The sequence below is a fragment of the Lentibacillus kimchii genome, from assembly GCF_055381965.1.
Window position 1 is genome coordinate 1,474,679 of record NZ_AP043934.1, and the last position, 25,564, is coordinate 1,500,242.

Annotated in this window: 27 protein-coding genes; 14 read left to right on the forward strand and 13 right to left on the reverse strand. The window is 42.8% G+C overall.

Going from position 1 to position 25,564, the window contains the following annotated elements:
- Positions 1-26 precede the first annotated feature (26 nt).
- From ACZ444_RS07900 to ACZ444_RS07945, 10 genes are all read left to right on the forward strand, one after another.
- Positions 27-641 carry a TetR/AcrR family transcriptional regulator gene (locus tag ACZ444_RS07900; protein ID WP_382361543.1) on the forward strand — a complete coding sequence of 205 codons (615 nt, stop codon included), beginning with the start codon at positions 27-29 and terminating at the stop codon, positions 639-641.
- Between the two features lie 68 nt (positions 642-709).
- Positions 710-1,852 carry an acyl-CoA dehydrogenase family protein gene (locus tag ACZ444_RS07905; RefSeq protein ID WP_382361540.1) on the forward strand — a complete coding sequence of 381 codons (1,143 nt, stop codon included), beginning with the start codon at positions 710-712 and terminating at the stop codon, positions 1,850-1,852.
- A gap of 66 nt (positions 1,853-1,918) precedes the next feature.
- Positions 1,919-3,280, forward strand: a complete 1,362-nt coding sequence (locus tag ACZ444_RS07910) for an acetyl-CoA carboxylase biotin carboxylase subunit (RefSeq protein ID WP_382361537.1) — start codon at positions 1,919-1,921, stop codon at positions 3,278-3,280.
- Positions 3,281-3,284: 4 nt separating this feature from the next.
- Positions 3,285-3,497 (forward strand): acetyl-CoA carboxylase biotin carboxyl carrier protein subunit, encoded by a 213-nt coding sequence (locus ACZ444_RS07915; protein WP_382361534.1) that lies wholly within the window; start codon positions 3,285-3,287, stop codon positions 3,495-3,497.
- Positions 3,498-3,553: 56 nt separating this feature from the next.
- On the forward strand, positions 3,554-4,336 hold the full coding sequence (locus ACZ444_RS07920; RefSeq protein ID WP_382361531.1) for an enoyl-CoA hydratase-related protein: 783 nt from the start codon (positions 3,554-3,556) through the stop codon (positions 4,334-4,336).
- Between the two features lie 20 nt (positions 4,337-4,356).
- Positions 4,357-5,886 (forward strand): acyl-CoA carboxylase subunit beta, encoded by a 1,530-nt coding sequence (locus ACZ444_RS07925; protein WP_382361527.1) that lies wholly within the window; start codon positions 4,357-4,359, stop codon positions 5,884-5,886.
- 189 nt (positions 5,887-6,075) lie between these two features.
- Positions 6,076-6,546, forward strand: coding sequence for a CBS domain-containing protein (locus ACZ444_RS07930; RefSeq protein WP_382361524.1), 471 nt, complete (start codon positions 6,076-6,078; stop codon positions 6,544-6,546).
- 78 nt (positions 6,547-6,624) lie between these two features.
- Complete coding sequence (locus tag ACZ444_RS07935; protein ID WP_382361521.1) at positions 6,625-10,242, forward strand: dynamin family protein; 3,618 nt, start codon at positions 6,625-6,627, stop codon at positions 10,240-10,242.
- Positions 10,239-11,105 carry a 5'-3' exonuclease gene (locus ACZ444_RS07940; RefSeq protein ID WP_382361518.1) on the forward strand — a complete coding sequence of 289 codons (867 nt, stop codon included), beginning with the start codon at positions 10,239-10,241 and terminating at the stop codon, positions 11,103-11,105. The genes ACZ444_RS07935 and ACZ444_RS07940 overlap by 4 nt, the downstream gene beginning before the upstream one ends.
- Before the next feature lie 113 nt (positions 11,106-11,218).
- Positions 11,219-12,526, forward strand: coding sequence for a D-serine ammonia-lyase (locus ACZ444_RS07945; RefSeq protein ID WP_382361712.1), 1,308 nt, complete (start codon positions 11,219-11,221; stop codon positions 12,524-12,526).
- Between the two features lie 290 nt (positions 12,527-12,816).
- On the opposite strand, the gene ACZ444_RS07950 is transcribed toward ACZ444_RS07945, so the two are convergent.
- On the reverse strand, positions 12,817-14,337 hold the full coding sequence (locus tag ACZ444_RS07950; RefSeq protein ID WP_382361515.1) for an FAD-dependent oxidoreductase: 1,521 nt from the start codon (positions 14,335-14,337) through the stop codon (positions 12,817-12,819).
- A 151-nt stretch (positions 14,338-14,488) separates the two neighbouring features.
- On the opposite strand from ACZ444_RS07950, the gene ACZ444_RS07955 reads away from it, so the two are divergent.
- Both ACZ444_RS07955 and ACZ444_RS07960 read left to right on the forward strand, forming a co-directional pair.
- Complete coding sequence (locus tag ACZ444_RS07955; protein WP_382361513.1) at positions 14,489-14,758, forward strand: acylphosphatase; 270 nt, start codon at positions 14,489-14,491, stop codon at positions 14,756-14,758.
- A 155-nt stretch (positions 14,759-14,913) separates the two neighbouring features.
- On the forward strand, positions 14,914-16,104 hold the full coding sequence (locus tag ACZ444_RS07960) for a M14 family metallopeptidase (protein ID WP_382361510.1): 1,191 nt from the start codon (positions 14,914-14,916) through the stop codon (positions 16,102-16,104).
- 58 nt (positions 16,105-16,162) lie between these two features.
- On the opposite strand, the gene ACZ444_RS07965 is transcribed toward ACZ444_RS07960, so the two are convergent.
- The 9 genes from ACZ444_RS07965 to ACZ444_RS08005 all read right to left on the reverse strand — a co-directional run bounded on the left by ACZ444_RS07965 (position 16,163) and on the right by ACZ444_RS08005 (position 21,342).
- Positions 16,163-16,369, reverse strand: a complete 207-nt coding sequence (locus ACZ444_RS07965) for a DUF6501 family protein (protein ID WP_382361507.1) — start codon at positions 16,367-16,369, stop codon at positions 16,163-16,165.
- A gap of 47 nt (positions 16,370-16,416) precedes the next feature.
- Positions 16,417-17,370, reverse strand: coding sequence for a peptide-methionine (S)-S-oxide reductase MsrA (msrA, locus tag ACZ444_RS07970; protein ID WP_382361504.1), 954 nt, complete (start codon positions 17,368-17,370; stop codon positions 16,417-16,419).
- A gap of 83 nt (positions 17,371-17,453) precedes the next feature.
- Entirely contained in the window at positions 17,454-17,957 is a 504-nt protein-coding gene (gene vrrA / locus ACZ444_RS07975; protein ID WP_382361501.1) for a VrrA/YqfQ family protein, read from the reverse strand.
- 205 nt (positions 17,958-18,162) lie between these two features.
- Positions 18,163-18,384: a YozE family protein gene (locus ACZ444_RS07980; RefSeq protein ID WP_382361498.1), complete on the reverse strand. Its 222-nt coding sequence runs from the start codon at positions 18,382-18,384 to the stop codon at positions 18,163-18,165.
- Between the two features lie 26 nt (positions 18,385-18,410).
- On the reverse strand, positions 18,411-19,172 hold the full coding sequence (tatC, locus tag ACZ444_RS07985; RefSeq protein ID WP_382361495.1) for a twin-arginine translocase subunit TatC: 762 nt from the start codon (positions 19,170-19,172) through the stop codon (positions 18,411-18,413).
- 86 nt (positions 19,173-19,258) lie between these two features.
- Positions 19,259-19,429 (reverse strand): twin-arginine translocase TatA/TatE family subunit, encoded by a 171-nt coding sequence (locus tag ACZ444_RS07990; RefSeq protein ID WP_382361492.1) that lies wholly within the window; start codon positions 19,427-19,429, stop codon positions 19,259-19,261.
- Between the two features lie 19 nt (positions 19,430-19,448).
- Positions 19,449-19,640, reverse strand: coding sequence for a twin-arginine translocase TatA/TatE family subunit (locus ACZ444_RS07995; protein WP_464433247.1), 192 nt, complete (start codon positions 19,638-19,640; stop codon positions 19,449-19,451).
- Positions 19,641-19,870: 230 nt separating this feature from the next.
- The gene (locus ACZ444_RS08000; RefSeq protein ID WP_382361486.1) at positions 19,871-20,365 is read right to left on the reverse strand and encodes a dihydrofolate reductase; all 495 of its coding nucleotides are present in this window, start codon (positions 20,363-20,365) and stop codon (positions 19,871-19,873) included.
- Positions 20,366-20,385: 20 nt separating this feature from the next.
- Positions 20,386-21,342, reverse strand: a complete 957-nt coding sequence (locus tag ACZ444_RS08005) for a thymidylate synthase (RefSeq protein WP_382361483.1) — start codon at positions 21,340-21,342, stop codon at positions 20,386-20,388.
- A 162-nt stretch (positions 21,343-21,504) separates the two neighbouring features.
- On the opposite strand from ACZ444_RS08005, the gene ACZ444_RS08010 reads away from it, so the two are divergent.
- Entirely contained in the window at positions 21,505-22,551 is a 1,047-nt protein-coding gene (locus ACZ444_RS08010; RefSeq protein WP_464433248.1) for a C40 family peptidase, read from the forward strand.
- Between the two features lie 24 nt (positions 22,552-22,575).
- Here ACZ444_RS08010 and ACZ444_RS08015 read toward each other — a convergent pair whose 3' ends face one another.
- Positions 22,576-23,199 carry an HD domain-containing protein gene (locus tag ACZ444_RS08015; protein ID WP_382361477.1) on the reverse strand — a complete coding sequence of 208 codons (624 nt, stop codon included), beginning with the start codon at positions 23,197-23,199 and terminating at the stop codon, positions 22,576-22,578.
- Between the two features lie 370 nt (positions 23,200-23,569).
- Between ACZ444_RS08015 and ACZ444_RS08020 the strand changes: the two genes are divergently transcribed.
- Entirely contained in the window at positions 23,570-23,770 is a 201-nt protein-coding gene (locus tag ACZ444_RS08020) for a cold-shock protein (RefSeq protein ID WP_382361474.1), read from the forward strand.
- Between the two features lie 92 nt (positions 23,771-23,862).
- On the opposite strand, the gene ACZ444_RS08025 is transcribed toward ACZ444_RS08020, so the two are convergent.
- Together ACZ444_RS08025 and ACZ444_RS08030 are read right to left on the reverse strand one after the other, a co-directional pair.
- On the reverse strand, positions 23,863-24,369 hold the full coding sequence (locus ACZ444_RS08025) for an isoprenylcysteine carboxyl methyltransferase family protein (protein ID WP_382361471.1): 507 nt from the start codon (positions 24,367-24,369) through the stop codon (positions 23,863-23,865).
- Positions 24,366-25,454, reverse strand: a complete 1,089-nt coding sequence (locus tag ACZ444_RS08030; RefSeq protein ID WP_382361468.1) for a type III polyketide synthase — start codon at positions 25,452-25,454, stop codon at positions 24,366-24,368. Before ACZ444_RS08030 ends, ACZ444_RS08025 begins: the two co-directional genes overlap by 4 nt.
- Positions 25,455-25,564: the final 110 nt, after the last annotated feature.

Here is a 25,564-nt window from a genome sequence, read left to right on the forward strand (position 1 = left end):
TGACGACGAACTTAAGACAAAAGATTATGGAAGAGGCTTTAGTCTTGTTTGATAAAAATGGTTTTCATGGGGTAACTGTTAGTGAGATTGTAGCGCAAACCGGCACGTCTAAAGGTGGCTTTTACCATCATTTTTACAGTAAAGATGAACTCCTGTTTGTCATCCATGATACGTTCATCACATATGCATTGGAACAGGCGATGATTGCCAATAAAACATACTTCGTCCCGACTCAGAAACTTCAGACCATCGTTAAGGAATTTGTTAAAACATTTGATCTTTACAAACCTTATATTTCGGTTTTTTATCAGGAAGATATCTATTTGAAATATGAGTATGAATGGCGCATAAGGGAGAAACGTGATTCGTTTAAACAAATCATTATAGAGGTTTTAAAAGAAGGACAGGAAACTGGTGAATTCAGGGATCGTATCCCCGTTGATATGACAGCTATGGCCATTCTGGGGATGGTCAACTGGACGTATAAATGGTATCAGCCATCTGGAGCGATGTCGATTGATGACATTGGTTCTGTTTATGTTGATTTAATATTACACGCTGTTTTGAAACCGGATTCACTGACAGAAAGCACCTACCAGGATCTGCTGCTTGCGAGTGTTAAAAAGGATTTAGATGGCTAATTTTTAGCGCCTGAACAGACCAACCAGTCGGTCTTATCAGAGCGAAAAATAAAGGAGAGAGAGCTGCCTTGAATTTTGAACTGACGAATGAACAGGCGATGATACGGGAAATGGTGCATGATTTTGCTCAAAACACCATAAGACCGCGTGCAATCGAAATTGATCGCGACGCTGTGTTTCCGCGTGACACATTCCGCGAGATGGGAGAACTTGGCTTATTAGGCATTCCATTCCCTGAAAGATACGGAGGGTCAGGCGGTGATACCGTTTCTTATGCGATAGCCGTTGAAGAGGTGGGAAGGGCATGCGGAAGCACTGGTCTCAGCTTTGCAGCAACTGTTTCGCTCGGTGCGAGCCCCCTTTATTATTTCGGAACAGAAGAGCAGAAGAATACGTTCCTGAAACCGATGGCTGAAGGCAAGGCGCTGGGATCCTTTGGCTTGACGGAGCCAAATGCCGGCTCGGATGCCCGTGGCACGACAACGACGGCAGCAGAAGATGGTGATGACTATATCATTAATGGTGAGAAATGTTTTATCACCAATGCAAGTTTCGCTGATACTATTATTGTAACCGCTATCACGGGAAAAACAAATGATAACAAAAATATTATCTCCGCCATTATTGTCCCTTCTGACACGGACGGTCTTAAAATTACGAGCAATTATGACAAAATGGGTGTCCGCGGATCGGATACGGCTGAAATTGTACTGGATAATGTCCGCGTGCCGAAAGCGAATTTATTGGGCGATCCGAAAAAAGGATTCAGTCAGTTTATGTATACATTGGATGGGGGTCGTATCTCGATTGCTGCACTGGGCCTGGGAATTGCGCAAGCGTCACTGGATCAGGGGCTCAATTATGCTACGGAACGCAACCAATTTGGCAAATCTATTTCTAATTTTCAAGCCATTCAATTTAAGTTGGCTGATATGGCTATGGAAGTAGAGCTTGCGCGGAATATGGTCTACAAGGCGGCTTGGCTGAAAGACCAGGATAAGCCGTTTTCTAAAGAAGCTGCCTTTGCGAAATTATATGCCACTGAGACAGCGGTCAGGGCAGCCAATCAGGCCATTCAGATTCATGGTGGTTACGGTTATATGCGCGAATATGAAGTTGAAAGGTATCTTCGAGATGCTAAATTATTGGAAATAGGCGAGGGGACATCAGAAATCCAGCGCATGGTGATTGCCAGACAATTAGGCTGCTGAATGGATGAAACTTCTGCGATCCGGTGCGAATCAGGAAGTGACGTTTATCGATTTAGGGGGGATGAGATGATTAAGAAATGCGTAATTGCCAATCGGGGCGAAATCGCCGCGCGGATTATCCGCACCTGTCATAAGCAGGGCATAACAGCGGTCGCTGTTTACTCAGAAGCTGATCGCGGGGCACCATTTGTTTCTCTGGCTGATGAAAGTTACTTCATCGGGCCATCGCGTGTTCAGGAAAGTTATCTCAATGCAGACAAAATTATGTCAGTTGCTGAAAAGAGTCATGCAGATGCTATTCACCCAGGGTACGGTTTTTTAAGTGAGAATGGTGCTTTTGCTGATAAGTGTGAGGCAGCTGGAATTCGGTTTATTGGGCCTTCAGGAAACGTTATAGAAACAATGGGTGATAAAATTGCTGCCAGAGAAGCGATGGAACAAGCAGGCGTTCCTGTTGTGCCGGGGACAGATGGCGCTGTCCAATCGGCAGAGGAAGCTATACAGGCTGCCAGCGATATTGGTTATCCTGTCATGCTGAAGGCATCAGCCGGCGGCGGTGGCATTGGAATGCAGGCTGTCGACTCTGCTGATGCATTAACAAAGGCGTTTGAGAGTAATTCCAAACGTGCCCGCACATTTTTCGGTAACGGTGCGATGTTTATGGAAAAAAAGCTGGCTAATGCGCGGCATATCGAAATACAGCTGCTGGCAGACAACTATGGAAATGCTGTCCATCTATTTGAACGTGAGTGTTCTATACAGCGCCGGAATCAAAAAGTGATTGAAGAAGCACCATCACCCGTTTTATCTGAACAGACGCGCCAAAAAATGGGGGATGCTGCTGTTAAAGCCGCTAAAACACTTGGATATGCCAGTGCCGGTACAATTGAATTTATGGTAGATGAGCAGGAAAACTTTTATTTTCTGGAGATGAATACACGCATTCAAGTAGAACATCCGGTAACTGAGGAAATAACTGGTCTGGATATTGTCAAGCTGCAGATCCTGATTGCTGAAGGCGAGCAGCTCCCGTTCACTCAAGACTCTATCACAAGGAATGGCCATGCGATTGAGGCGCGTATCTATGCGGAAGATCCGGACACTTTTTTACCTTCACCAGGCTATATATCTGAATTTAAACCTCCAGAAGGCTCGAAAATTCGTAATGAACTAACAGTTACCAAAGATTTTGATGTAACCCCTTTCTATGATCCGTTGATTGGGAAGCTGATTGCTAAGGGATCTGACCGGCAGGAAGCTATCAAACTATTACAAGAAGCGTTGCGTGACTACCGTGTCGATGGCATTAAAACGAATATTCCGCTGCTTATGGAGATTCTTGGCCACGAGCAATTTGCGAAAGGCAACACGACGACAGCATTTGTGGAAAACTATTATTTGACAAACGAAAAATCAAACCAGAGGTGATGACATGACGGAAATAAAAGCATCAATGGCAGGAAGTGTATGGAAAATTGAAATCAGTGAAGGCGCTAAGGTTGAGGCGGATCAGGATATTGTTATTCTGGAATCAATGAAAATGGAAATACCCATCCCATCTGAAGACAGTGGTATAGTCAAAGAGCTGAAGGTTGCTGAAGGTGACTTTGTCAATCAGGGTGATATTATAGCAGTTATTGAGTAAAATCCTTTCATGCGAGGACATGTTTTATCCTGTTTGCCATAGAAAGGAGAATCATTGTGGGGAAATACGTTAACTATGAGATACGGTATGATCATACAGCAGTGTTAACACTTAACCGGCCGGAAGCCATGAATGCGTTATCTGAAGAGTTGCTTTATGAATTAAACACACACATTGATAATATCAAGGCAACCGATTCAATTCGCTGCACGATTATAACAGGCTCCGGTGAAAAAGCATTCTGTGCCGGAGCAGACCTTAAAGAGCGAAAAGGTATGAGTGAACAGCAAACCATTGCGGCTGTTTCCGCGATTGGTGAAGTTGCGCGCAAAATCGAAATGATGGGAATGCCGGTTATAGCAGCTTTGAATGGATCAGCACTTGGCGGCGGTCTTGAACTGGCACTGGCTTGTGACATCAGAATTGCTGCTGACCATGCTAAACTCGGCCTTACCGAAACGTCTCTTGCTATTATACCAGGGGCTGGTGGAACGCAGCGGATGACGCGGTTAATTGGAGCAGGACAGACAAAACGGTTGATTTTTACCGCTGCTCGCATGACTGCTGCTGAGGCATTACAGCTGGGTCTGGTGGAACAAACTGCATCATCCGCTCAACTGCTTGACGAAGCTATGGAAATGGCAGGAGCCGTTGCGGCAAATGGTCCTGTTGCGGTAAAACAGGCTAAAACCGCGATTAATCAAGGCTCGCAGACGGATTTAGGAACAGCCCTTTCGATTGAACATTTATGCTACAAAGAAACCATTACGACTGACGATCGATTGGAAGGACTTCAAGCATTCCGGGACAAACGAAAACCTGTTTATCAGGGTTTCTAAGATGAGGAAGGAGGAGACAAATGGCTTATAGTGATGATTTAAATGAAAGAATCAACACAATCAGACAGGGTGGCAAAGAAAAATATCATCAAAAGAACAGTGAAAAAGGAAAATTATTTGTCCGGAAACGTCTTGAATTATTATGTGACGATGACATGGACATAGAAGATGGTTTTTTCGCCAATAATATGGACGATAATTTGCCAGCAGATGGTGTTGTCACTGGGATTGGCCGCATTAATGGTCAGGATGTCTGTGTTATGGCGAATGACTCAACGGTTAAAGCCGGTTCATGGGGCGCACGGACTGTGGAAAAAATCATCCGTATACAGGAAACAGCTTTAAGTCTCGAAATTCCAATGCTTTATTTAGTGGATTCTGCTGGGGCACGTATTACGGATCAGGTTGACATGTTCCCCGGCCGGCGGGGAGCGGGCCGCATTTTTCATAACCAGATTAAGCTGTCCGGCCGTGTACCGCAAGTATGCTTGCTCTTTGGCCCTTCCGCAGCAGGTGGTGCTTACATACCAGCGTTTTGTGATATTGTTGTTATGGTTCAGGGCAATGCTTCCATGTATTTGGGATCACCGCGAATGGCGGAAAAAGTCATCGGCGAACAGGTGAGTCTTGAAGACATGGGCGGCGCTGATATGCACTGCTCAGTTTCAGGTGTTGGTGATGTTCTCGTTAAATCTGAAAAAGAAGCCATCACCTATACACGTCGTTATCTGACTTATTTTCCAGCCAATTTTCGGCATAAACCGGCTGCTGGTGAGCCAGCGAATGCTAAGTCGTTCGAGACATCCATAACGGATTTGATCCCTGAAAATCAGAATGCTGCTTTCAATATGGCTGATTTAATCAATCAGATAATTGATGAAGATAGTTTTTGTGAAATTAAAAAGAAATTTGCTCCGGAGCTGATAACCGGTTTAGCGAGAATGAATGGAAAATCGGTAGGTATTTTAGCTAATCAGCCGCGAATGAAGGGCGGCGTATTGTTTGCTGACTCAGCGGACAAAGCAGCGAAATTCATCCAGTTGTGTGATGCGTTTAATATACCATTGTTATTTTTAATGGATATTCCAGGCTTTATGATCGGTACACAAGTTGAGCAAGCCGGCATTATCCGTCATGGGGCCAAGATGCTGGCTGCTATGAGCGAAGCTACGGTTCCCAAGATCTCTGTGGTTGTTCGCAAGGCTTATGGAGCCGGTCTGTATGCGATGGCGGGACCTGCCTTTGAACCTGACGCCTGCCTGGCTCTTCCAACAGCACAGATTGCTGTTATGGGACCGGAAGCTGCTGTAAATGCTGTATATGCCAATAAAATAGCCGAATTGCCAGAAGAAGAACGAGCTGAATTTATCAAAGACAAACAAGATGCCTATCAGGATGATATCGATATATATCGTTTGGCTTCCGAAATGGTTGTGGATGCTGTCATTAATCCTGATAATCTAAGAAATGAATTGGTCAAACGATTCCGTGTCTATGAAGCCAAAAACATCACATTCACGGACCGAAAACATAGTGTATACCCAGTCTAACGGGCTGAAAACTCTGGTTAAATTTATAGACCAGAGTTTTTTTATTCCACAGACTTAACAATAATTATATTATGTTAATTAAAAATGATAAGAGTGTAATGAAATGGTCCAAATATGATAAACTAAACAAAGGGATAAGATAAACAATCGATTCTAATTAAGAACGCAGCTAACAAGGAGTGAGCAGCCATGCTAATTAAAAATGTTATGATCACAGATGTCGTTTCAGTTAAAAAAGACTCGGCAATAAAAGAACTTCTAAAGACCTTGGTGACGAATCATATTGGTGGTGTGCCCGTTATTGATCAGGATGGCTATTTAACCGGAATGACCAGTGATGGTGACGTTATACGTTACTTGCAGCCAAAAGGGCGTAACATCTATGATGCTTTTTATATGGTGTTTTTTAATGAAAAAATGACATTCGAAGAGAGTGTTGAAACCCGCATGCAACAAGAAGTGCAGGAAATTATGAAAAAGAATATTTACACTGTTTACCCGGATGATAGTATTGAGCAGGCTTTATCAATATTTGCTGGTCACCACTTCAAAAAGATACCGGTGATTGATCACAGCAATACAGTGGTCGGTGTCGTTAGCCGCGGCGATATTATGCGCATGATCTCTAATCAAATTATTACACATGACAACGACCAATAAGGCCAGCTAACCTGTTCGCAGATACTGTTCTCTGGTATAATTAAGTATGATTGATCGTATTGAAGGGAAACGACTAGTATGATGCAAACTGAAATGAATGGAGCACAGTTAGCCGGTTTATATCAACTGATGCAAAAAAATGGTGATACAAGCAGCGCTGATAAAATTTTGCAGATTTATGAAAAATGGCGGCGCCAGGAATTTATGATCAGTTTTGCTGGTCATTTTTCTGCGGGCAAGTCATCGATGATTAATCATTTGCTGGATCGTTCACTATTGCCCAAAAGTCCAATTCCAACCAGTGCGAACATCGTCAAAATCAGATCAGGCGAAGGTAAGGTCCGCATTTATTTGAATAATGGACAGCTGCTGGAATATGAAGAGCCTTATAATATCGATATGGTTAAAGCGTATGCGACAAACAAGGGTGTGATTAAGGAACTCGAGATTGATACACCAGACACGATGCTGGTGAATGATGCTGTTGTTGTAGACACGCCCGGGATTGATGCCGCTGATGATACGGATCGAATGATCACGGAATCATCGCTGCATCTTGTAGATGCTCTGTTTTATGTCATGGACTATAATCATGTTCAGTCGGATGTTAATTTATATTTCCTGAAAAAAGTGCAAGATTATAAGATACCTGTTTATTTAATCATTAACCAGATTGATAAGCATGATGAACAGGAATTAACATTTCAGACATTTACCGAAAAAATTAAACAAACGTTTGATCAATGGGACATTAATCCAAGAGAAATCTATTATACGTCACTTATGGATTTGCATGCCTCGTACAATCAGCTTACTGATGTTAAGCAGGCATTGCAGACAATGATGGCCTCTGATTGGCATAAAGTCGATTCGGTCAGTCAATCAGTGCATTTAGTCGTTAATGAACACAAGACTTTTTTACAGGAAGCTTATGCGAGCGAGGAAAGTCCCGGTGAAGCGACGGCAGACGAATCACTCGCTAATGCTGAGGCCAGGCTGGAAGAGCTTAATGCTCAAATAAACGATTTAAACCAAAAGCCTGAAAGAATGCGCCAGGATTTTTTCGACACACTGAATAATACGCTTAAAAACGCCTACGTCATGCCGGCTGCATTACGTGACAGAGCACAAGCGTTTTTAGAATCTCAGCAGCGCGACTTTAAACGAGGTCTATTTGCCACGAAGAAAAAGACAGAGGCTGAACGGGAACAACGGACAAATACGTTCCTGACTGAATTACAGCAATCGATTGAGACATCCATTTTATGGAAAGTGCGTGATAAATGGCTGCGATTGCTGCAGGAATATGATCTGCATGACCAGGCGTTGACACAGCAAATACAGAATTTATCACTAACGTATGATGCCGATTCTCTTAAACAATTGATCAAACCCGGTGCTCAAGTAACAGGGGACTATATTCTGCATTACACTGAAGACATTAGTTCTGATGTGAAACAATCATTCAAACAAAAAGCTATACGGTTGTGGGATGACCTGTACGCTAAAATAGCTGACAAGACACAACAGGAACTGTCCGCCTATACGCCAGAGCAAGAACAGTTAGAACAAATTTGTCAGAAGAACAGGCAGGAAGAACAGCGGCAGAATACCTTGCAGGAAAAAGAGGAGGAAGTGGTTAATCTTTTAGAAGATCCTCAATCGGCAGCATACGATCCGGAACTATTGATGCGTGCATCGGCAGAAAAATATAAACGAGCTAGTACGTCTGAACAATTGTCTAACCTGGAATCACCTGAAGCTGCGGCAACTGAGACTGATGACCGTCCAGTCCAGGAGCCTGTCATAACGGGGGATCATATACTGGATGATCTGGATAAGACGATCAGAACCGTTTCCAGCTTGCCTGGTTTTCAATCATTAATCGAGGATCTGCAGCAAAAGCGTGACCGGCTTAAGAACCGCACATATACGATAGCGTTATTTGGTGCGTTCAGCGCAGGCAAATCAACCTTTGCCAATGCGCTGATTGGAGAAAATATTTTGCCATCAGCACCCAATCCGACAACAGCTGCTATCAATCGTATTCAACCGGTAACATCGACCTGCCCCCATGGGACGGTTGTCCTGCATTTAAAAGATGAAGCAGCTCTGGTGAATGATCTGAAAGCCATAACTAGTGCATTGAAACCTCAAGCAAATGATCTGCATTCCTTGTTGACATGGATCCGTGAGCAGGCTGTATATCAGGATGAGCAGCTGGCGAAGACCCAACAAGCTTATCTGAGGGCGATGCTGGATGGCTATCAGGCCAGTCAGCCATACATTGGGGAGTCTTTGACGACACACCTCGAGGAATTTGCGGATTATGTGACAGATGAGAAGAAAGCGTGTTATCTCGAATCTGTTGATCTTTATTATGACTGCTCACTGACCCGGGAAGGCATCACCCTTGTGGATACACCTGGCGCGGATTCGATCAATGCGCGGCACACAAATGTCGCATTCGATTATATTAAACAAGCTGACGCCATTTTGTATGTCACTTATTACAATCATCCGTTCTCCCGGGCAGATAAACATTTTCTGATGCAGCTTGGCCGCGTAAAGGACGCGTTCCATCTGGATAAAATGTTCTTTATTATGAATGCAGCCGATTTAGCAGAAGATGATTCGGAACAAAACATGGTGCAGCAATATATTAAAGAACAACTGACAGGCCTTGGTATTCGGATGCCGCGTATATTTCCGGTGTCGAGCAAACAATCTTTGAAAGATAAAATGAATAACGATGCCTTAAATCAGCAGATGACAGCATTTGAAGCATCCTTTAATCAATTCATTCATAATGAACTCACATCGCTGACTGTTCAGGCAGCGAACCGGGATATACGCCGGGTTAAACAAGCTGTTGATCATTATCTCCATTCAGCGCAAATGGATGCAACAGAAAAAGAACAAGCCCGTGCTGATTTATTACGTAAACAAGAATCTCTCAAGCAAGCGACTGAATCAATGGAAACGGCCATTTATGAGCAAAAAATCAGCCAGAAACTCCAAAAACAGGTGTACTATATTCTGGAACGGCTGTCCATTCGTTTTCATGACTGGTTCAAGGACTCATTTAATCCAACGACCATAACTGAATCAGGCAGTAAAGCGCAGACGCAATTAGCTGATAATTTAATGAATCTGCTTGATGACGTGGGCTATGATTTATTACAGGAATTACGCGCCGTCTCACTTCGAATAGAATCATTGATTCGCGATATGCAGCAAGAACTGTTTGAGCATTATAAATCCCAAAGCAGCTCGATTGATGAAGCATTTATACTGCCTGATGCTGAGCCGCCGGAATTGATGACACCAGAGTTTCAGCAAGCTTTTCTAGAGCTTGAGAGTTCTGATTTCGCTAAAGAACTGAAACAGTTTAATGGAACGAAAGCATTTTTTGTTAAAAACGAGAAAGAAACAATGATGACGGAGCTGTTCAATCGCTTATATCCATATGCTCAAAACTATATTGCTGTTTACGAGGAAAAAATGCGGGATGCTTACCTGCAGCAGTGGTCTCATATATTAGATGAGAGTAAACAGTTTATCTATCAGCAGATTGATAGTTACATCGCTAATCAGCTGCAAATGATCGATGATCCCTCGATAGATATTAAAACGCTGGAACAAAAGCATGATGCACTTACAACTGTCCAGGCCGAAAAGGAGGGGGAGACATGACCCGACAACATGAAAGACTTATGCTGGTTGATGGTATGGCTTTGCTTTTTCGCGGCTTCTATGCTACGGCATTCCGGGGCAGCGTTATGAAAACACCTGGTGGTATCCCGGCCAATGGGGTGTATCAGTTTATGCGTTATTTTCTTGATGCCGTTGATCGATTTTCACCAACGCATATTATTTGCTGCTGGGATATGGGAAGCAAAACATTTCGAACAGCCTTATATGAAGGATACAAAGGAAACCGGCCAGAACCGCCGGAAGACCTGCTGCCTCAATTTGACCTTGTTAAGGAAGTCGTTAACGCGTTTGGTATTCCCAACATCGGGTTGGAAAACTATGAGGCTGATGATTGCATTGGAACACTGGCAAAGCAATACGCGGAAGAACATAATGTGCTGGTCTTAACAGGGGATCAGGATCTGCTGCAGCTTGTTAATGATCGTGTCCAGGTTGCGATCATGCGAAATGGTGTGGGTAACTATGAAATGTTTGATTATCAAACATTTTTTCAGAAAAAAGGCGTCTACCCACAGCAAATTGTTGATTTAAAAGGACTAATGGGTGATACCTCGGACAACTATCCCGGTGTGAAGGGCATCGGTGAAAAAACGGCGCTTAAACTATTACAGGAATATGAAACGGTTGATCAAATGCTGGAAAATCTGGATGAGCTGCCAAAAGGCAGCCGCACAAAGATAGAGCAAAACGCAAGCATGCTGCATTTATCACGGCAGCTTGCCGCAATCAATTGTGATATTCCAGTAGCATGTGCCTCAGATCGTGCTGAGTGGTATTATGACGGGGAATCGGCGCGGCAGAAATTAGCTGATTTGTCATTTGACAGACTTATGTCAAAATAATTGAAACGCTATCATAATTTTTATAGAAAGTAAGAATTAAGTTTCATAATCGTGCATATCATGATAAACTTTTATTTAGGAATGTCTCTATTAAATTGAAGAAGGTGATTTAAATCGTTTATTCACAAGTAGAAATCGCTGAATGGCAACGGGAGTATCCGGTCTTAAAAAATGTCCTGAATTTAAAACCTGTCTTTTGGACGAATCCAAATTTCAAAGGTATAAACGAAGCATCTCTGCCTATAACGCGTGATGATATAGAAGCTGCGGAAGAACTTTGGCAGCGCTTTGCTCCTTTTATCGAAAAAGAATTCCCGGATACGCATGAGACACATGGCGTGCTTGAGTCACCTTTGCGGCCTATTCCTCATATGCAGGCAAGACGTCTGCCTGCAGTAGAAGGATCACTCTATCTGAAATGTGATAATGAATTGCCGATCGCCGGGTCAATTAAAGCGCGGGGCGGCATATATGAAGTACTGCAGCATGCGGAAAAGCTGGCACTTGATGCAGGCATTCTAAAAAAGAGTGATGATTATGCAGTTTTCAGCAGCGAACGATTTAAGACGTTTTTCAATCAGTATTCGATTGGTGTTGGTTCGACCGGAAACTTAGGTTTAAGTATCGGTATCATGAGTGCTAAACTTGGTTTTGACGTATCTGTTTATATGTCCGAAGATGCTAAACGGTGGAAAAAAGACTTGCTTCGGGAAAAAGGTGCCCATGTTCTGGAATATAAAGGTGATTTTGGTAAGGCGATTGCAGCGGGCAGGGAAGAAACAAACGCCAATCCGAAGGGCTACTTCGTTGATGATGAGGATTCCAAACATTTGTTTTTAGGATACAGTGTTGCAGCGCTGCGATTGGAAAAACAGTTACAAGAACAAAATATTCCGGTTGATGCTGAACATCCGTTATTCTTTTATCTGCCGTGTGGCGTCGGTGGTTCACCAGGCGGTCTGACATTTGGCCTAAAACAAATCTTTGGTGATCATGCGCATTGTTTTTTTGTGGAACCGACGCATTCACCATCGGTTTTGATCGGCCTTGCAACCGGGGAAATGGACCATGTCAGCGTCCAGGATTTTGGCATTGATAACAAGACTGAGGCAGACGGCATGGCAGTAGGACGTCCGTCTAAATTTGCAACCCCGATTACTGATCAGCTGGTAAGCGGCATTTATACAATTGATGACGATGAGTTATACCGTCTTCTGTCAATGCTTGCTGACAGTGAAGACATCTGGCTGGAACCATCCGCAACATCAGGTATAACCGGTCCTGAACACGTATTGGAATATTGCCGTGACCAGGAAATTGCTATGGATCAGGTAACACATGTCGCTTGGGCAACTGGCGGAGCACTTGTACCAAAAAATGATATGGAAACATTTTATGAAAAAGGCAAGCAGTTAAACTAAAATGTTCAAAAACATGTTTCATCCGAATGGGTTATAAAATTTAAATAGTATAGACTGTTGCAAAGTTATGGTGGAAGCGAGTAGAATTGGTATGGAGCGGGGCAATACACGTGTTCAGCAACGAGGATATTGCCTCGCTGAGTTTTATATCCGGGTTTACATAATATATATTATAGGAAGTAATGATTAAAATAAGTCAGCATCGTCTCAATAACAAGTATGCTTGTGATAGTGAGACAAGACAAAAAATCACGCTGGCATCTAATATGTTGCAGCGTGATTTATGTTCATTATTCCAGATTAACTTTATCTAATGATTCTTTTGCCGGACCTTCAATAACATCACCTGTAACATCATAACGTGATCCGTGGCATGGACAATCCCATGTCCGATCACCTGAATTCCAGTTAACTTCGCATCCTAAATGTTTGCAAGTCGTATCAACAGCGTACAGCTGATTATCTGAGTCTTTGTAGACGCCTGTTCGTTTTCCGCTAACTCTAGTTATGACGGCATCATCTGGTTTTAAATCCTTGACATTATCATTGGTGTATTCAAGTTTACCTTTAATGAGATGTTTAGCAACGTCCGCTGTCATTTTTGTGAATTCTCGAACAGATGGATCTGCCTCGAATCGTGACGGCGTGAAAAACTCCTGATAAGGGTTATCGTATTGAAGAATCTGATCACTAATTATTTTGGCTGCAATTGTTCCGTGTGTCATTCCCCATTTTCGGAAGCCGGTTGCAACAAATACATTTTCCTCATGTTTACTGACGGGTCCGATATATGGCAATTTATCCAATGTTGTTAAATCCTGTGCTGACCATCTGTAAACAAATTCAGATATCCCAAAATGTTTTTCAGCATAGGCTTGTAAAGCATCATAATGTTCAATTGTTGATTCGGCCTGTCCCGTCTTATGGCTGTCACCGGCAATCAGCCAGAATGTTTCGCCGTTTATGCTGGCTGACCGAATCGATCGCACCGGTGATTCAGCGCTTATATACATACCGCCTGGAAATGACTCCGGCACTTTAACAGCAATGACGTAAGAACGTTCTGGATACATGCGAACCGGATAAAAACCCTCCCCATCATAAAATGGGAAATGCGATGCCTGAATAATATAATTGGCGTTAATCCGGTGACCGTCTTGTGTCACAATAGATGGATGTTTATTGTATTCGATATCGGTTGCTGTTGTCTGTTCGTATAAAGTCAAGCCATTTTGAATGGCTTCATTTAAGAGACCTTTCAAATAATTCACAGGATGGAATTGGGCCTGATCATTCATTTTTAGCACTGATTTCACAGGAATATCCAGTTGTATGCTGTCAGTTAGTTCACCTGAGATGTTTAGCTTGTCATAAGCGTTTTTCTCGGCCTGCAGCTTAGCTGTATAATCTTCTGAATTCGTGAAAATATAAGCATCTTCCTCTTGATAATCACACGCGATGTTTTGGGCGCTGATGGTATCTGCAATAAATTGTTTGGCATCCATGCAGGCCTCATAATACAGAGATGCGTTTTCCGCGCCAAAGTGCTGGATGAGTTCATCGTAAATAACACCATGCTGAGCGGTTATTTTACCAGTTGTATGACCGGTAACACCGTTTAATACATTGCTGGCGTCAATTAACGTTACGTTCCGGCCCTCTTTAGTCAGAATATAAGCAGCTGTCAGGCCGGTGATGCCTCCCCCAACGATGGCAATGTCCGTCTGAATTGATTTATTGAGGTCTGGAAAATCAGGCAGTTCTGCAGAATCTCGCCAGAGTGCTTGTGGAAACTGCGGAAATTGAACCATCTTATATCAATCCTTCCGTGTATCACTACAATTTAGATGCTGATTTTTAGTTTTGGGCATCTAATGATAATTTATTCAGTTTAATGTGTTTTAAAAAAGGGGTTAAACGGTTATACAAAGATAGAACGTTTTTTTAAAGGAGTGACTTAAGATGCTGGCACACGCGATTGTTACCGGCCAGGTACAAGGAGTGGGCTTTCGATATACGGCACAACAGCATGCCGAACAGTATAATTTAAAAGGATGGGTGCAAAATCAGCCAGATGGTTCCGTCGAATTAGAAGTAGAAGGTGAAGATAGTCAGGTAGAATCTTTTCTGCAGAAACTCAGAAAAGGGTTCAGTCCATCTATTCATGTGCATGACATCGAGGTAACAACACAGCAGAAAGAACAGGGTTTTCGCAGATTTTCTATAAAGTAAATTTAAGCCGCTATCATATATGCCAGATAGCGGCTTAAAAAATCTGCTTTCAAAATTTTTCACTATAAGCTCCACATGCATGGCATCCCTTTTAATAAAAATTGTTTTAGTTCATATAATCGTTATGTGCCGATAAAAGCAAGGAGTGATGCTATGTGAAAATTGTCAGTCGCCCGAATGATACGCTGACCTATTACAGTAAGCTGTTTGATGTTCCTCTGATTTTGCTTGAACAAGCCAATCAGGGATTCGATGCCGAGGTGCTGCCGCGTGGCCAAACAGTTCAGATTCCTGGTTATGCCCTATTTTTTGAATCCAGTCCACGCCATACCTTAAAAACGATAGCTATTGAACGAAACATCCTCATTGATCAACTATTAGTAACCAATCAGCTGGTCAGCCCGGATGAACTGTCTCATTATGATCAGATTATTATACCAGAACCTGTCAACGATTTCATTATCACTGACTGTGATCATTATACATCGGCTAAGCTGGAGCGTGACATCCAGAAACTTATGGCGGTTTATCCTTTTATGCGTTCACAATCCGCCGGTTCTACGGTCATGGGAAAAACAATACCTGAATTAGGTATCGGTACCGGAGAAACGCATGTTCATCTCAATGGTTCGTTTCATGCTAATGAATGGATAACAACAGCTGTTATTATGCGTTTTTTAAATGAATATCTCCTAGCTTTGACAAATCAGCTCCCCATTAGGGGTATGAACCTCCACGCCTATTTTTTACAAACTCATTTATCAGTTGTCCCGATGGTGAATTTAGATGGCGTTGATCTGGTTATAGAGGGTGTTGAAGCAGCCGGTGCTTACCAGACCGAAGTCCTCACTTTAAACAATCAGAGTAACGATTTTGCAAATTGGAAAGCAAATATAACAGGCGTTGATTTGAATAATCAGTACCCGGCCTGTTGGGATACAGAAGCAAAACGAAAACCAGATTCACCCCAGCCAAGAGATTACCCTGGTTCCCATCCACTAACCGAGCCGGAAGCATTGGCAATGCAAGCGTTGACAGCGAAACGCGATTTCAAACGTGTTACGGCGCTGCATACGCAAGGCAAAGAAATTTATTGGGGATTTGCAGATTTGGAGCCCTCAGATGCGAAGGCCATAGCCCGAGAATACTGTCGTGTGAGTGGATACCGGCCAGTACAGAATTTAGACAGTTATGCAGGCTTTAAAGACTGGTTTATTCAGGAATTCAGACGTCCCGGTTATACCGTAGAGCTGGGAGCTGGTGTCAATCCCCTATCATTTGAGCAGTTTGAGAGCATTTATCAGGAAGCCTTGGGGATTATGCTGGCCAATTTATATGTATCATGACTTCGGCACGCAATCATGCCCAAGTCATGATGAGGAGTAACCGGCCTCGCGGGGCTCGTTACTCCAATTCTTTAAAATAATGTTTGTAAAATCCACCGACTCGCTGACTGTTATCAATAATAAAGTAAAATTCATCTGTTTCATTTTTCACAGCGTACTGTTTGCCTGGTGTTAGCTTATTATGAACAATGAATTTGTCAGCCGTTGCATGGACACATTCAATTGTTTTAAGGGGTTTGCTGTCTCCCCAATTCAAGTGTATCAACGCTATTCGCTCCTGTGTTGGTTTACATAATCATATTATAGTTACCCTTATTCGAACAGATACAAATAATTTCCGTACCCTTGTTCGTTCATGTCATCTTTCGGGATAAACTTCATGGCTGCCGAGTTCATGCAATAGCGCAAGCCCCCTGCTTCCTCTGGACCATCCTCGAAAACATGACCTAAGTGTGAATCGGCATCCCTGCTCCTTACTTCTGTACGAACCATGCCATGGCTTGTATCCGTATTTTCCTCAACGCGATAGGAATCTACAGGTTTCGTGAAGCTTGGCCAGCCACATGCCGCGTCAAATTTGTCACGTGAGGAAAACAGAACATCGCCTGAAATCAAATCGATGTATATCCCCTCATCCTCATTGTCCCAATAGGCATTCGCGAAAGGACGCTCAGTACCATTTTCCTGTGTGACATGATACTGAGTCGATGTGAGCTTATCTTTCAGCTCAGCCTTATCGGGGGTCTGGCGCCAATTCTTCTCGATAAAATCTTCACGGCCTGACCCCTTTTTATACAGGCGATAGTGAAATGATTGTTTCTTATAATAATCCTGATGTTCTTCTTCAGCCCGGTAAAATGGTTCAGCTGGCAGTATGGGTGTCACAATCGGTTTGGAAAATTTACCACTTGCGGCTAATCGCTCTTTTGACTTTTCGGCTAATTGACGCTGCCTGTCATTATGATAAAAAATAGCCGTTTGGTAAGATTCCCCTCTGTCATTAAATTGTCCACCGCTATCGGTCGGATCAATTTGCTGCCAGAATGTATTAAGGAGCTCATCATAAGACATTATCTCAGGGTTAAATGCAATCTGAACAGTTTCCACATGACCTGTTGTATCTGAGGCGACTTGCTCATATGTCGGATTTTCCACATGTCCGCCCGTATAACCGGAAACTATACTTTCAATTCCTGGTCTTTCATCAAACGGTTCGACCATGCACCAAAAACAGCCGCCTGCAAATGTCGCTAATTCGGTCGTCATAAAATACCTCCATAGATTCAGGATCACTCTAACCCTATTTTTTCGTTTTTAGCCAAAAAAATCAACCACTATGCCTGCTTGAATTAAATAAATAATTTAGGAGTTGATTCACCTGTTTTAATTCTGGGTGCAGCTGGTGAATCAAAAGTCTCTGCTCTATTTTCTGTGTCTGCCGTTGTTTCCAAAGGATCAATGCTGGTATTCTCCTGTTCAGGAAGATCGGGGATAACGTCATCTGCATCATCGTCCTCTGCCTCTGGATCACCTGTATCAGCGTTATTGTCGTTGCTTAATGTTCGCATCATTTTTATGAGAGGCGGCAAGTTTTTAACCATGGGCCCGTATTCCTGAATGATTGGGGCTGTTCTCTGGACCATACTTAATACTTGCTGTAGATTTCCTAATTTTTGTGAAAGACCGCTGATTCGTTCAGGCGACAAAAGACCTTGACCGCCCTGCCCCTGTGGTTTAAAAACCTGTTTTAAACCACCTTCTTCCGTTTGCGGAGGCTGAGGCATACCATTAGGAAACGCTCCTTGGTTAGGTGTCATAAAATTATTTGGCTGCTGTTGGATCGGCCAGACCATTTATATCCTCCCCTTATACTGATCACTTAGGTTATTGTACGTGTGATATAGAGGAAAGTGCAGACCAACATATATAAACATAAGCCTGAGTTTCGCTGATAAATTATTGCCCGGGAAACCGCGCAAGTCAGCATAATAAGACACTTCTGCTGCAAATGATCACGAAAAAACGACCATATTGTCTGAAAAGAATGATTTTCAGGACTTAATCCGGATTATCTAATTTATAGGCTTCCCAGAGTTGATCAAATGCTGCTAAGGCATCGGGAAAAGGACTATTAAACTCCAGATAATTACTAATTTCATAATAATCTGTAGATTGTTTTGGGAAGCTGTGATCATAAAAGAGCCACTCAGCCAAGCGGCTTTTGGCATTCGGCTCTTTTCCCCCTCGGTAAGTTAACGCATAATGATAAAATGAACGCATTTTCCATCCCCCATGCTGTTTAGATGTCAGGAATCACTATCTTCCATGAATTCCTGGTGCTGTTTCAGCTTTTTGCGATATACAAATCCGGACAGATAAATACTGATTTCATACAATAAAACGAGCGGAACAATCGCTACAAGCTGCAGGGTGAAGTCCGGCGGTGTGATCAATGCGCCGACAATCACAAGTATTAGATAGGCATACTTTCTTGATTTGCGCATAAACTGCGGTGTTAACATACCTAAACGGGTTAAAAACATCGCGAGAATCGGAATTTCAAAAAATAAAGCAAATGGAATGACAATCCTGAATAATAATTTAAAGTAACGATCATATGTAAAAATCTCATTGAACATACCGTCATTTAACGATAGAAGGAATGGGATAATCAGCTTCACAAAAATGGTGTAGCCAAAAGCCAGGCCTGCAATAAACAAAATAAAGATAACTGGAATATAAATTAAACTTGTTCGTCGCTCAGGCTTGGTTAATCCCGGTCTTATAAACAGCCATACCTGCAGACATAGGAGCGGCAGCGTCACGATCAACGCAGCAACGCCTGCCAGAGTTAAATAAACTGAGATTAAATCGGTTAAACCGGTCACACTTAATTTGAATGGCAGATCATCTTCAATGAAACCATAAATCCTGTCAATATAGATAAAGCCAACGGCAAAAAAGACAATAAAAAAAACAGCTGTAACGATCAGACGATTTCTGAGCTCGGACAGATGACCGACCACATCCATATCCTTATCTTCGCTGATTTGCTGATCCTCAGACATGCGTACACACTCCTAATATAAGCATAAAGAAGATGTAAGGCTGCCCCCTACACCTTTCTTATCTGCCCATCTCTTTTGGCTGATTGTCATTTTTTCTCGGAATCATCGGATACAATATCTTTCGCTGCATTTTTAAATTCTTTAAGTGAACTTCCGACTGCTTTTCCAATTTCAGGCAATTTAGATGGTCCGAAAACGACTAGAGCAATAACCAGAATTAATATAAGACCGGGGATACCAATACTGCCCAAACCCATTATTTATCACTCCACATGTTTATTTTTTCAGCTTATCTTTGTCTGTCTTATTTGCTCCATCAGATGTGTCACGCGTTAAGTCCTGAGCTGATGTCTTAAATTCACGCAAGGTATTGCCAGCGGCCTTGCCAATTTCCGGCAGTTTCTTCGGCCCGAAAATGACTAAAGCAATGACCAATACGAGGATCAATCCCGGAAAACCGATATTCACAAATACACACCTTCTTAAGGCAAAGTATGGACAACGTTTCACGCTTGCTGGCATACTTCTAAAAAGTTTTAATACTAGGGCAAGTTTAACATGGCAAACGACGTAAAAACAACTATTTATCAACTGTGCTCAGGATGTCATGACTGTTCACACACATAGTTTGTCCTGTTAGGAACAAAGATATTCGTACAGCCTGACCGGATTTTCTGATCAGGGAAACCAGCAGCGCTTCATGATTGATACCGGTCATACTGCAGGAAGTAATAATCATACGGGTTTCGGGCATTTTTCTCGCCAGTTTCCTGAGACGACAAGTGCCATTCCTGTTGCGAAAATTCTGGGAAATATGTATCACCAGGAAAAACATCATCAATCCACGTAATATACATACGGTCTGCATATGGCAGAAATTGTTTAAAAATCGTTTCACCGCCAATCACAAAAAACGATTCTGTCAGTGACTGTTCATGCCTGCTTAAGACAGTTTCGGGACGTCGAACAATTTCAATTCCCTCAGGAAAGGATCTCACTTGGCTGGAAAGAACGATATTGTTGCGATTGGGAAGCGGCCGACCAATGGATTCGAAGGTTTTCCGTCCCATAATAATGGTATGCCCAGTCGTGATTTGTTTAAAAAATTTCAAATCATTCGGTAAGTGCCACGGCATCTCACTCTGGTAACCAATCACATGGTTTCGGTCCATGGCTGCAAGCAGTGCTATCATCCGTTATCTCCCCTTTTTAATCAGACCGCAATCGGTGCCTTAATAGAAGGATGCGGGTTGTAATTAATAAGTGAAAAGTCATCTGTCGTGAAATCAAAAATCGATGACTTATCAGTGTTGATCGTGAGAGCCGGCATTGGTCCGGGACTGCGGCCGAGCTGTGTTTTCACTTGTTCAATATGGTTTGTATAAATATGAGCATCCCCCAACGTATGGATGAACTCACCTGGTTCCAGACCACATTCATAGGCAATTAAATACGTGAGCAATGCGTAACTCGCGATATTAAAAGGAATACCTATAAACATATCGGCACTGCGCTGATACAACTGGCATGATAAAGTTCCATTCGTGACATCAAACTGAAATAGCGTGTGACACGGTGGAAGCGCCATAGATGGCACATCTTCCGGATTCCAGGCAGAAACAATATGACGGCGTGAATCCGGATTATGCTGGATTGACTGAATAACATTATACAGCTGATCAATCGTTTCCTCTCGCGTTGTTTGCCATGCACGCCACTGTTTTCCATAAATGTTACCCAGATCGCCGAATTTTTCCGCAAAAGCCTGGTCATTCAGTATATTGTTCTTAAAGATTGCCATCTGTTCCTGATAGAGCTGTCTAAACTGATGATCCTTCTGCCTGCGATTTCCGAAATCTGTCATATCAGGTCCGTCGTATTCACTGCTTTCCACCCATTGTTTAAAAGCCCACTCGTTCCAAATATTATTGTCATGCTGGATAAGATACCGAATATTGGTATCCCCTTTCATAAACCAGAGAAGCTCGCTGGCAACAAGCCGGAAAGGTACTTTTTTGGTTGTTAATAACGGAAAACCATCGGATAGATCAAACCGCATTTGCCGGCCAAATACGGAATAGGTACCAGTATTGGTCCTGTCTGTTTTTTGTGTCCCGTGCTTCAATATATCCTGACATAAATTTAGATAACTTTGTTCACCTGTTAGCATTTTCCCACCTCACCAGTAATAATAATATAAAATACGACATTACAGCAAATTAATGTACTGTAACACAATCTTAACCCCCATGTTCCGCATAAGCACGCTGAACAGGACATAAACCTTTAAAAAGTCATACAAGAAAGGGGTTATTGCATGCTGAATGGGCCAATGCGTCATTTTGTAAAACAATCGGTCCTGTACACCTGCGTGTTAAGTCAGCCGCTCGCCTTTTATGCTGATGCATATCCTGCACTGCAACATGAGCAACTGGCTGAAGCTGAACAACTGCAATACGCTGATCATGATAAAGCAACCATAACGCTGCAGCAGAAAAGCCTCAAATCATCGTCCTCTGACCAGAAAATTGAAAGTAATGTTGTTTCTTTGACAGAACGTGCCCTGCAGAATTTCGAGGATCATCATGACCTGACAATCACCGAACAGGCAGACCAAAAAATATTAAATACGATTATTGAAAACGAAGACAACCGCTACAAAACACAGTTAGAAAACATGTCGGGATCCGTTCAGCCGAGTATGGATCAAGCCGATGTCAAAACGCTTCAGCTGGCGCTTGATCATTTTGATTATTACCAGGGTAACATTGATGGTTTATATGGACCGCTTACTCAAAAAGCAGTTAAAACAGCTGAAGAAGAACTTGATATGGATCTGATCGATCAAGAAGCTATGGAAGAGCTGTCTAAAGAAAACCAAAACAGTGAACCAGATGACAACGCGAACAACGGGAAAAAAGCAACGTCAACGCAAGACGAACAGGAACAAAAAAATCAAAAGTCAGAAAAAGCAGCAGAAACAGTGAATCAGGAACCAAAACAAGTTAAGGGACAGGATAATCAGCATCAGCAGGCTATCAAAGCGGCGCGTAACCAGATTGGGACACCGTATGACTGGGGCGGCGAATCACCAGACGGATTTGACTGCAGTGGCTTTATTCAATACATTTTTCAAATGGAGGATAAGTCTGTACCGCGCACAGTAAGCGAGATGTGGAATTTTACAGCACACGTTAACAGTCCATCAATTGGTGATCTTGTCTTTTTTGAAACATATAAACCTGGACCATCCCACATGGGCATTTACATTGGCAACGATCAGTTTATTCACGCCGGCGAATCACGTGGCGTGGAAAAAAGCAAACTAAGTAATTCTTATTGGAATGAACGGTATATAGGGGCAGGCAGCGTCCGGTAAGCTACCGTTATTGTTCGGGCAGACCTACGTCAGCTGCCCGATTCTGATATTCGATGTCTGCCACTCAGCGAAAAATTGCTGCAAAAATTGCGTCATAAACTGATGTCTCTGAGCAGCTATCGCTTCACCAGCATCCGTATTCATCATGTCTGTTAACTTGAGTAATTTATCATAGAAATGCTGAATCGTTGTGTATGGCTGCAGCGTTTCCTGATCATCCCAAAATGTTTGGCCGGTTGTTGCGCCATAAGCAAAAGCGCGGGCAATTCCAATCGCTCCGATCGCATCCAGTCTGTCTGCATCCTGAACAATTTTTCCTTCCAATGAGGCTGGTATCGCGCCTCTTGTAAACGAGACCTCTCTAATAGCCTCTTTGATTTGACTAATCTCGTTGCTTGAACAAGCAATTGATTGCAGCAGTTCCGTGATCTCCCTTTGCTGTTTTTCGCCGTCCGTAAATAACTTATGATCATCCGCGTCGTGTAGCCATGCAGCCGTTTCTGTAATGAATAAATCAGCTTGTTCCCGGACCGCAATGGATTGGGCCATTTGGGCAACCCGCTGCATGTGAAAAAAATCATGACCACTCACGTCTCGGTCAAATAAATTAAACACATAATTCCGTATAAGTAACAGTCTGTCCATCATTAAGACAACTCCTTCTCAGCTGGGATTCAACTGAGTGCTATGTGCCCTGTTAAAGTTTGTTTGAGCCATGGGCCTTTTATTGGTTCCAGTGTAACGCAATCAATGATATAAAACATCCTTTAGATTAAAAACGATGAGGCATGATTTCTTGTAATCATGGTTTAATTGCGAAAATATGGCATAATTTATTTCCATTTCTTGACTCCCCTATTTAATTGAGCTATAGTAAATATAAGCAAAGAAGATGCGGATTCATTAACGACAAACAGCTTCTATGAAACTGGATGTAAACGTGATCCAGCACTTCTGCAGGGGCTGTTTTTTATTCCGGTTATCTGCTTTGCATGAATGCTTTAGGAGGATTTCAATAATGGAAAATGGTGTTGTAAAGTGGTTTAATGCGGAAAAAGGCTATGGCTTTATTCAAGTGGAGGAAGGAAATGATGTCTTCGTCCATTATTCCGCTATCCAGGAAGAAGGTTTCAAAACACTCGAAGATGGCCAAAATGTGACGTTTGATATTGTTGAGGGTGACCGTGGCCCTCAAGCTGCAAACGTTGCTAAACAATAACTGACTGAGTCTCTGTATAACGGCGGTAATCTGACATAGATTGCCGCCGTTTTGTATTTGACTGTCTCACGTTTAAAATAAACAGACGGCCGTTAAGTTGTCCTGGTCAGCGCTTCTTCTTCATGGGGGATTCTGACGCGGACTAATAATAAATGAAGAACCGGAAACAGAAAGGCCGTTATTTGCGCTCCAACGAGCAGTGGAATAATAAACAATTCAACAGCCACGATAATATAATTTGGATGCTTAACAAATTTATAAGGACCTTTTTTAATGCGGGCGACTCCCGGGAGTACGATCACCTTTGTATTCCAAAACCGGCCAAGTGATTGAATACACCATACCCTGCTGGCCTGAACGGCCAAAAAGATACTTAGCAGGGTTAAATTAATACGCGCGGGTGACTGCGTCAGTGATATTTCAGCGATGATTGCCAGAAAAAAACTGCAATGAAGCAGAATAAACCATTTATAATGTTTTTCACCCTTTTCAATGCCTCCAAATCGCTTAAGCCATTTTTCATTGCTTCTGGCGATCAGCAGTTCTGTAATCCGCTGTCCTACTATGGCTATTAACAAAATCCACATCCATATTGTCATCTCTCATCCCACTCCAATAATAATAATTCTGAACTGAATCCCGGTCCCAGTGCTGATAAGATACTCGGGAACTTGTCACTGACCGGCTCCTGCATCCATCTGTCCAGCACATATAAAATGGTTGCAGAGGACATATTTCCATGATCCTGGAGCACACCATACGAATGCTTGAATAAATCAGAAGGCGCCTGCACGACGCCTGCCATAGCCTCAAGAACTTTCTTGCCGCCAGGATGAGCTATGTACGATTGAATGGATTGTGGTTCAATCCGTGATTTATGTAAAAATGTAGTCATATGCTGCTGCCAGAACGACCGCACGAGTGCGGGAATCTGCTTTGAAAAGATGACTTCAAGACCAGCATTGGTCACGCGCCAGCCCATGACATCATGGCTGTTCTTTTTAGTAGCTGAACTGGTATCAGCAATACGCGGCTTAGAACCTTTTCCATATGCCATTAGCGGCGAATCGTCCCCTATCACCAGTGCTGCTCCTGCACCGTCTCCGAACAGCGCCGTTCCAACAATGTTACTTTTTTGCACATCATCTTTTTGAAAGGTGAGACTGCATAATTCACAGCAGACAAGGAGCACATTCTGATCAGGGTGTGCCTTGATCCAATCATGAGCTCGCGCCAGACCGTTTGCACCTCCTGCACACCCAAGGCCCCAAAGCGGCATCCGTTTAACATCTTCCCGAAACGGGCGTTCACTCATCAAGAACGTATCCAATGATGGTGTGGCCAATCCTGTACTGGAAACAAATATAATCATATCGATTGCTTCATAGGGGACAGTCTGCTGCAAATACTGCTGGTTCGTTAAACAAGCATCAATTGCCTGCAGTGAATGTTTAACGGCAAGCTTTTGATAAAGCGTATTCTTCTCTTCGAATGAATGCGCTTGTTTGAACCAGTCTGCATCAACTGCTAACTGTCGTCTGTCAATTTGCGCATGGTCAAAGACTGGTAACAGCCGGTTAACCAATCGTTCTTCCTCACTGCTGAAAATGTTTTTAACCAAAGACTTAATAGATGCTTGAGTCATATCGTGTGGTGGGATCCCGATGCCTACTGAGCTAATCACTCGATGATCCTCCTTTATATGTTACAACCTAACCGTACCGTGTTAGATAGTTTGGCTATTTTCGGCAAAAATATAACACTTATCCAATAGATTATTTAAATAAAAAACAG

Excerpts from the sequence above, each read along its gene's own strand:
- ACZ444_RS07900 (WP_382361543.1), top strand. The coding sequence starts at position 27 with ATGGAAGAGGCTTTAGTCTTGTTTGATAAAAATGGTTTTCATGGGGTA.
- ACZ444_RS07910 (WP_382361537.1), top strand. The coding sequence starts at position 1,919 with ATGATTAAGAAATGCGTAATTGCCAATCGGGGCGAAATCGCCGCGCGG.
- ACZ444_RS07915 (WP_382361534.1), top strand. The coding sequence starts at position 3,285 with ATGACGGAAATAAAAGCATCAATGGCAGGAAGTGTATGGAAAATTGAA.
- ACZ444_RS07925 (WP_382361527.1), top strand. The coding sequence starts at position 4,357 with ATGGCTTATAGTGATGATTTAAATGAAAGAATCAACACAATCAGACAG.
- ACZ444_RS07930 (WP_382361524.1), top strand. The coding sequence starts at position 6,076 with ATGCTAATTAAAAATGTTATGATCACAGATGTCGTTTCAGTTAAAAAA.
- ACZ444_RS07935 (WP_382361521.1), top strand. The coding sequence starts at position 6,625 with ATGATGCAAACTGAAATGAATGGAGCACAGTTAGCCGGTTTATATCAA.
- ACZ444_RS07940 (WP_382361518.1), top strand. The coding sequence starts at position 10,239 with ATGACCCGACAACATGAAAGACTTATGCTGGTTGATGGTATGGCTTTG.
- ACZ444_RS07950 (WP_382361515.1), bottom strand. The coding sequence starts at position 14,337 with ATGGTTCAATTTCCGCAGTTTCCACAAGCACTCTGGCGAGATTCTGCA.
- ACZ444_RS07955 (WP_382361513.1), top strand. The coding sequence starts at position 14,489 with ATGCTGGCACACGCGATTGTTACCGGCCAGGTACAAGGAGTGGGCTTT.
- msrA (WP_382361504.1), bottom strand. The coding sequence starts at position 17,370 with ATGACGACCGAATTAGCGACATTTGCAGGCGGCTGTTTTTGGTGCATG.
- vrrA (WP_382361501.1), bottom strand. The coding sequence starts at position 17,957 with ATGGTCTGGCCGATCCAACAGCAGCCAAATAATTTTATGACACCTAAC.
- ACZ444_RS07980 (WP_382361498.1), bottom strand. The coding sequence starts at position 18,384 with ATGCGTTCATTTTATCATTATGCGTTAACTTACCGAGGGGGAAAAGAG.
- tatC (WP_382361495.1), bottom strand. The coding sequence starts at position 19,172 with ATGTCTGAGGATCAGCAAATCAGCGAAGATAAGGATATGGATGTGGTC.
- ACZ444_RS07990 (WP_382361492.1), bottom strand. The coding sequence starts at position 19,429 with ATGGGTTTGGGCAGTATTGGTATCCCCGGTCTTATATTAATTCTGGTT.
- ACZ444_RS08000 (WP_382361486.1), bottom strand. The coding sequence starts at position 20,365 with ATGATAGCACTGCTTGCAGCCATGGACCGAAACCATGTGATTGGTTAC.
- ACZ444_RS08005 (WP_382361483.1), bottom strand. The coding sequence starts at position 21,342 with ATGCTAACAGGTGAACAAAGTTATCTAAATTTATGTCAGGATATATTG.
- ACZ444_RS08010 (WP_464433248.1), top strand. The coding sequence starts at position 21,505 with ATGCGTCATTTTGTAAAACAATCGGTCCTGTACACCTGCGTGTTAAGT.
- ACZ444_RS08015 (WP_382361477.1), bottom strand. The coding sequence starts at position 23,199 with ATGATGGACAGACTGTTACTTATACGGAATTATGTGTTTAATTTATTT.
- ACZ444_RS08020 (WP_382361474.1), top strand. The coding sequence starts at position 23,570 with ATGGAAAATGGTGTTGTAAAGTGGTTTAATGCGGAAAAAGGCTATGGC.
- ACZ444_RS08025 (WP_382361471.1), bottom strand. The coding sequence starts at position 24,369 with ATGACAATATGGATGTGGATTTTGTTAATAGCCATAGTAGGACAGCGG.